This is a genomic window from Erwinia mallotivora, from assembly GCF_000590885.1.
Classification (GTDB): domain Bacteria; phylum Pseudomonadota; class Gammaproteobacteria; order Enterobacterales; family Enterobacteriaceae; genus Erwinia; species Erwinia mallotivora.
The window spans coordinates 1-7,225 of sequence record NZ_JFHN01000033.1; the positions used below are offsets into that span (position 1 = coordinate 1).

A 7,225-nucleotide genomic window follows, 5' to 3' on the forward strand; every position below is an offset into this window, starting at 1 on the left:
CCGCCTGTTCCGTTTCGCCCGTCGGCGGCTGAGATTCGGCCTGCGCGGCTTGCTGCTGACCACCACAGCCTGCCATCAGCGCCTGCTGATCCACTTTGCCGTTGGCGGTCAGCGGCAGCGCATCGACAAACATCAGGCGCGGGGGGACCATGTAGCCGGGCAGCAGCTGGTGCAGCGCCGCCGCCAGTTTTTCACCGTCCGGCAGCCAGACCGCCTCTGGCGCGCGCAGCAGCAGCCACTGCATATCGCCCGCGCTGCCGTCCTGCACTGCACTAAGCCCGCGTTCGCTGAGGGCGCTCTGCCACCCGCTGCTGTCGTGCAGCCGCTGACTGATGCCGCCTTCTTCGCCGTCTGCCAGCAGTTCGCTGCTGACCAGCGTCAGACAGGAGGCGTGTCGCAGTTCCATCACCCAGACCAGCGCCGAAGGGGCGGCCAGCGTCAGCAGCGCCGTCATGCCCTCTTCGCCGAGGCGGTGCAGGGCGTTATTCGCCCACACCAGATCGGCCTGATGCCGCTCATGGTGGGGCAGTGCGCTCTCCCAGCGCCGGGCGTGGGCCAGCTGATGGTGTCGCAGATTCTCTGTGGCCTGTAGCACCATCTCAGCAGAGTCATCCCAGCCGGTGTACTCCACCTGCGAAGGATCGAGGCGTTGCAGCAGGCTGAGCGCGCCGCTGGCGTCGCGCGCCCCCACTTCATGCAGACGTACCGGCCGTCCGAGCGCGTTTGCCAGCGAGGTTATCGTCGCGGCAAGGATGTCGAGGGTGGCCTGACAGCCGGGGTCGCGTTGCAGCAGTGCATGCGGTGCCCAGAAAGGATGGTTGAGCAGCGTCTGCACCGCGCGCTCGCCCCGCAGCATCTGCGCCAGCGGCTGATGCCAGGCGCACAACGCGCTGTGCACCTCCGCCAGCGGATGATCGGGACCAGGTTGCCAGATCGCCGGTAGCGGCGCGGCCGCCTGCCAGCCACCTGCCGCCAGCGGTTGCAGAAAGCCGCACTGGCACAGGTGTTCCAGCCAGTGGCAGAGGGTGGCGCGTTGGGCGGGCAGGCAGCCATAGTGCGCTGCCAGGGTGTCAGGGGTGAGCGCTGAGGTGACATCCAACTGCTCAGCGCAGAGATGTTGCCAGAGGAAACCGGCCACCAGTTGCGCCATCGCTGGTTGCTGTGACGACAGGGAGGCGGTGGTGTCAGCAGGCAGCAGGGTGGCATAATCTGCTGGCAGGCGGGTATCGGCAGGGGTATTGCTGAGCAGCGCCGTGCCTTCGGTGACCACAAAGGCGGCCAGCGATTTTTCCCGCTCACCGATGGCGAGGGCCACGGCATTTTTTACCCCAGCCACTTTCAGTAAGGCGGCGTCGATCTCGCCCAGTTCGATGCGATAGCCGCCAACTTTAACCTGACGGTCGCGTCGGCCAAGGAACTCCAGCCTGCCGTCCGGCCAGTAACAGCCCATGTCTCCGGTGCGATACCAGCGTTCGCCTTCGTGCAGTACAAACTGCCGGGCGCTGCGCTGCGCGTCGTTGAAGTAACCCAGCGCCACCCCGGCACCGCCGATCCACAACTCGCCTGGCACCCAGTCCGGGCAGTCGCGGCCCTGTTCGTCAGCCACCCGGTATTTCTGTCCGGGTAGCGGATAGCCATAGGGAATCGAGCGCCATTCAGGTGCGACCTCGTCCACCTCGTACCGATTCGACCAGATCGAGGCTTCGGTTGCGCCACCCAGCGCCACGAACTGACCGTCAGGACGAAACCGGCGATACTGCGCGGGTAAATCCAGCCCAATCCAGTCACCGGAGAGCATCACCAGCCGCAGTTTTTCCACCGCGGTGAGATCGAAACCGTCGCACCAGGTCAGCAGCATCTCAAACAGCGCCGGGACGCTGTTCCACAGGGTGACGCCGTGGCGTTCAATCGCTGCACACCAGGCCGCCGGATCGCGCCGCTGCGCGTCATCCACCAGCACCAGCGCGCCCCCGGCACTTAACAGGCCGAAAATGTCCCAGACGGAGAGATCAAAATGCAGGGCCGACAGCGCCAGCACCCGGTCATCTGCTGACACCCGGTAGCGCTGATTCAGCGCCAGACAGGTATTGAGCGCCCCCTGATGGGAAATGATCACCCCTTTGGGCTGTCCGGTGGAGCCGGAGGTGTAGATGATATAGGCCGGATCGCTCTCCGCCACCGGGCGGGGATGGGGGAGCGGCGGCTGGCTGATGGCATCCTGCCAGCGCAGCAGGGTGATTCCGTCGGTCGCCTCAGCGGGGCCATCCTGCGTGCAGGTCAGCACCACCTGCACCCCGGCTCCCTGATAAATCTCACTGCGGCGCGCCAGTGGCTGATCGACCGACACCGGCACATAAACCGCACCGACGTGCAGCACCGCCAGCACCGCCACAACCTGGCCGACGCCGCGTGACATGCTGACGGCCACCCGGTCCCCGGGCTGCACGCCCTGAGCCACTAATGCCCCGGCGCAGCACTGCGCCTGGTGAGCCAGCTCGCCATAGCTCAGCTGGCGGCTGCCGTGGATCAGCGCCACGGCGTCTGGCGACGTCTGCGCCCGTTGCCAGAAAGCCTGATGCAGCAGCCCGGCGGGCAGTGGCGTGGGGTCAGGGTGGTTAATCTTTTCCCGCACCCGGAACTGTTCGGCGGGCATCAGCTCCGGGAGCGCGGCCTGCCAGGCCTGCGGGGAGGCGATCAGCTGACGGACCAGCCCGACGCAGGCGTGGAACAGCGTGGCGGTCAGGCCGGGAGGGAACAGCGCTTCATTGCTGTCCCACTGCAACATCACGCTGCCGTTATGCTCCCAGGCGAGGAAATCGATCCAGACCTGCGGCGTTTGTGAAATGCCAAAGCCGGGTTCACCCAGCGTGCGGGTCACATCGCGGCCAAACAGCGGCTGCCCCAGATTGCTGGTGAAAACCACCGGCGCGCCGTGCGGGAAAGCGCCCGGCGTTTTGCGCAGCTCGCGCAACAGCTCAACGCCGGAGAGGTGACGATGCTCGAAAGCGTCGGTGAAGGTGTGCTGATTGGCCCGGGCCAGCGCAGCGACAGATTCGCCTTCAGCGGCGATATCCAGCAGCAGAATATTGGTGAAATCGGCAATCATCCCGGCTACCGCCGGATGCAGCGGCTGGCGGTCGAACAGGGTCAGATTCAGCAACAGTCGGGGCTGGTTGCACCAGCGGGCCAGTACCGCGCCAAAACAGGTGGCCAGCGCCATGGTTGGCGTCACGCCGACGCGGGCAGACAGGGTGCTGAACTGCTGCCAGTCTGCCGCGATGATCTCCTCGCGCTGGCGGGTAATGCGCACCTGTTTAATCTGTTGCGGTTCGCAGGCCAGCGGCAGACGGGGGGCATCCGGCAGGGTGGCGAGGCGCGGCAGCCACCAGGCTTCGGCCTGTTGCCGGGCCGCGGCGTTCTCCTCTGCGGCCTGCGCGAGGTAGCTGCGAAAATCATAGTCCGGGCAGCGGGGAGGCAGAATTTCACCGCGCAGCAGCGCCGCCAGCTCGTCAAACAGCAGGCTGAAGCTGGCCGCATCCATCACCAGCAGATCGATATTCACATGCAGTCGCTGGCGGCCATCCGGCAGCAGCGTCAGCTGAAAATCGATATTTTCGCCCTGGTCCACCGCCAGTAACCGGTGTCCGTTACGTTGCCGCATCTGTTGCAGGTGGCTTTCGCACTCGCTGTCGGCGGCATTCTGCATCGCGTATACGCTGAGGCCGCGCCAGCGGGTGCCGGGGCGATAGCGCTGGTGGCCCTCTTCCGGGAAGGTGACGCTGAGCATCGGATGCCGGTCGATTAAGGTGCCGATTGCCTGTTCGACCGCGTCGGCGTCCAGCCCGCTGCCGTCAAATTCCTGGTACAGGTGGCAGCCTACGCCGCCCAGAATCTGCTGCGGCGCGCGCCCTACCCGGTAGGCGTGCTGTACCGGCGTCAGGGGGAAAGGGGTCTGATCGGTCATGGTCGGCCAGCGGAGCTGATGGTCAGCGGTGACTGCCGTGGCAGGAGAGGCGATACTGTCTGCCGCAGGATGGTCGGCCAGCAGACGGCTCCAGCCCGCGACGCTTGGCTGCTGGTAGAGATCTTTCAGTCTGATCCGGTGGCCGCGTTTACGTAAGCGGTGCAGCCAGTCCATCAGTTTTATCGAGTCCAGCCCGCGTTCAAGCAGGCTGTCATCGGCAGCCAGCGCCTGTGGAGATAACCCCAGTTCGGCGGCAAGCTCAAGGCGAAGCGCCTCGTTTACCTCTGCCACGGCGTTATTCTCCGTTTGCACTATTTCTGTCATCAGAACCGTCTCCGTCGATCTTTACAGGGGCGAGCCAGGGCAGGCCGGGCTTGCCTTCCTGACATCAAAAGCGGCGGCCTTCGTCGCGCTTCGCGCCGATGACTCACCCGCATCAGGGAGGCAGGGAGCGTCACGTCCCTGCTGTTAATAATGGGAATACAAATAAAAATAATAGTGATAATCATTTACAAAAAAGAGCCTGGCTGGTTGTGTCCGGTGTCTGCTCTGTGGCGCGTAATAATGCGTAATGATGATGTGCGCAGGCAGGGAATTGAGGGTTAACACAGCCATCTCAATGGTTGCCCATGTTAATAACATCGTTGTTACCGGCGCTAACGGTTTACGGAAGGAATTTGACTTTTTGGGAATTTTTGTCTTTTGCGTCTGGCTTATTATGGCCCTGAAGACGGCTCAGAGCGCAGCAGGTGCCAGGGGGGCACCCGCCCAAAAACCGGCAGAGGGATTCAGCTCAGTGCAGGGATGTCGCTGCGCAGGTCGGCGGCGGGGAGCGCTGAAATCCCCCCGCCACACTCAGCGGGCGTTCGCTTTCATTGCGCTTCAGGGCTGATGCCCAGCGCACACTGTTTTGGCGAAATTCCGGTGTGATTACGGAATACCCGGCTGAAATGGCTCAGGTTACCGAAACCGCAGCTGGCGGCAGTTTCGGTAACATTCGCACCCCGTTGCAGCATGGCGACGGCGGCATCCAGGCGGATGCGCGTCAGGCAGGCATGCACCGAGCAGCCAAACAGGGCATGAAAGCCGGATTGCAGACGCTTTTCGTTAAGGCCGATATGGCGGGACAGGGACTGCACGCTCCACTCCTGGCCGTAATTTTTTTCCAGCATAATGCGTGCTTCATTCAGCAGTGGCCGGTCGGCAGGGACGGGCAGTTTTATCTGCTGCTGAGTGATATTTTCCCGCAGGAAGCAGGCGACCATTTCCAGTGCTTTCGCCCGCAGCCAGATATCCCGCGAAATACATGCGCCGGGCCAGCTGCACTCGAAGCCCAGTAAGCCACAGGCAAGACGCTGAAGGGCGCTGGAGGCCGGCATCGATCCCAGAAACGCATCCAGGTGCGGCTGATCGCCCTTAACCGTACAGACACGATTGCGCAGGTCATCCAGTTGCAGGCCGGTAAGACCGGCGACCGCCGACTCCTGCATGTGGATGCTGACCATGCGAAATGCGCCGTCGGATTTGCCATCCAGCACGTCCCAGCCGGTGGCAAACTGGCCGGTCGCCATCATGATCGCCGTGCCTGCTCTGGCGTCGATCACCGTGCCATTATCAAAGGCGGCCTGCATCCGTCCTTCAATCAGAATATTGATGCTTAACGCAGGCGGCCCTTCCGCACGGAATGACCACTTACTGCCTGGCCGCCCGTTGATGCAGTTAATACCCAGTCCGTCACAGGGGCGGTAGATCTGCATCACCTGCCGCCACTCCTGCTGGATGCCCGCCTCATTCGCTTCCTGCAACCTGTGGGGGTCAAGAGCGGGTTGAGCGGATACGCGTTGTGTCTTCTCCATCATAAATTTTTCCTGAAAACATCAAGTTTTTCCCGAAAACCGTTAGCACCACTGGTGAATTAGCGTAATGATACTCACTATCACTTACAACTTATTTCGTCACTCATGTACATAATTGCTATCAGCAACAGTCAGTTAGCCCTGTGCCGCTCCGGCTGGATGCCGCTGAAAAGCCGGGGGCTTTTGCGATGACGGCCAGCCCTTCCTCACTGCCTGGCTTGCCTGCGCGTCAGGTTTTACCGGCGGTGGCCGGTATTTACATCAGCCAGACACTGATCACCGCGCTGACCACCCAGGCGCTGCCCTCGCTGCTGCGTGAGGCCGGGGCCTCACTTCAGCTGATCGGCCTGACGGCGCTGCTGTGGGTTCCGTGGGGAGTGCGTTTTTTATGGGCACCGGCGGTGGAACGCTGGCGTCTGCCCGCCGGACGGCGCGAACGGCGATCCCGCAGGTTGATCCTTGCCGGGCAGTGGCTGATCGCAGCAATTTTATTTGTCACCGGCAGCGTGGCGCTGAGCGGGCATCTGCTGCTGGCATCCTCTGCCGGGTGGATTGTGGCGGCGCTGCTGGCGGCCGCGCTGGTGGCGGCAACCACCGATGTGGCGAGCGACGGCTTTACCGTCGAACAGCTCAGCCGTCAGCAACACGGCTGGGGAAATGTGGCGCAGATTGGCGGCAGTTATCTTGGCGCAATGCTCGGCGCAGGCGGCTTTTTGCTGGTGGCGGCCCGGGTTGGCTTGCCCTGGGCGCTGATCGCCGCCAGTCTGGCGATCCTGCTGCTGAGTGTGCCAATGGGGTTGTTGCAGGAGCCATCGCGCCACCACGTACAGCAGGATCGGCAACACCGGCCTGGCCTGCTACATGCGCTGCGTCGTCCGGAGATCCGCAGCGGCCTGCTGCTGATGCTGCTGGCAAGCGTTGGGGTAAGGCTGACGCTGGGCATGTTTGGTCCTTTTCTGCTTGACCGGGGGCTGAGCCTCGAACAACTGGGCTGGTTTTTCAGCTCGGTGTTTATCGCTGCCGGACTGAGCGGCACCCTGCTGGGCGGTCTGCTGGTGCGGGCGGTGCCAGGCTGGCGGGCGGTGTGGCTGGCCGTTGGTATCAAAGCCTGTGCGCTGGCCGCGCTGGCGGTGGCCGCCCCGGCTGCGCCGCTGATGCTGCTGATGGCATTGATTGTGCTGGTGTTTGCCGCGCTGGGTTTCGTCTGGGTGGCGCTCTACTCCGCGCTGATGGGGCTGGCGTCACCGTTACAGTCCGGCGTGGACTTTACCCTGTTTCAGAGCGCCGATGCGCTGCTGGCGGTGGCGGGCGGGGTGGCCGGAGGCTGGCTGGCGCAGCATCTGGGCTATCCCGTCTGCTTTGCCTTCGCCGCCGCCTCGGCGCTGCTGGCGGTGCTGGCGGTCAG

At 63.6% G+C, this 7,225-nt stretch carries 3 protein-coding genes; 1 reads left to right on the forward strand and 2 read right to left on the reverse strand.

Annotation, left to right across the window (positions count from 1 at the left end):
* A partial coding sequence (locus BG55_RS05845) for a non-ribosomal peptide synthetase (RefSeq protein WP_034935406.1) occupies positions 1-4,288 on the reverse strand: 4,288 nt, incomplete at its 3' end.
* A gap of 548 nt (positions 4,289-4,836) precedes the next feature.
* Positions 4,837-5,823, reverse strand: a complete 987-nt coding sequence (locus tag BG55_RS21365; RefSeq protein WP_052018713.1) for a helix-turn-helix transcriptional regulator — start codon at positions 5,821-5,823, stop codon at positions 4,837-4,839.
* A 185-nt stretch (positions 5,824-6,008) separates the two neighbouring features.
* Here BG55_RS21365 and BG55_RS05860 point away from each other — a divergent pair.
* Positions 6,009-7,225: MFS transporter (locus BG55_RS05860; RefSeq protein WP_034935413.1), on the forward strand; the 1,217-nt coding region annotated here is incomplete at its 3' end.

Coding starts and splice junctions, on each gene's coding strand:
- BG55_RS21365 (WP_052018713.1), bottom strand. CDS start 5,823: ATGATGGAGAAGACACAACGCGTATCCGCTCAACCCGCTCTTGACCCC.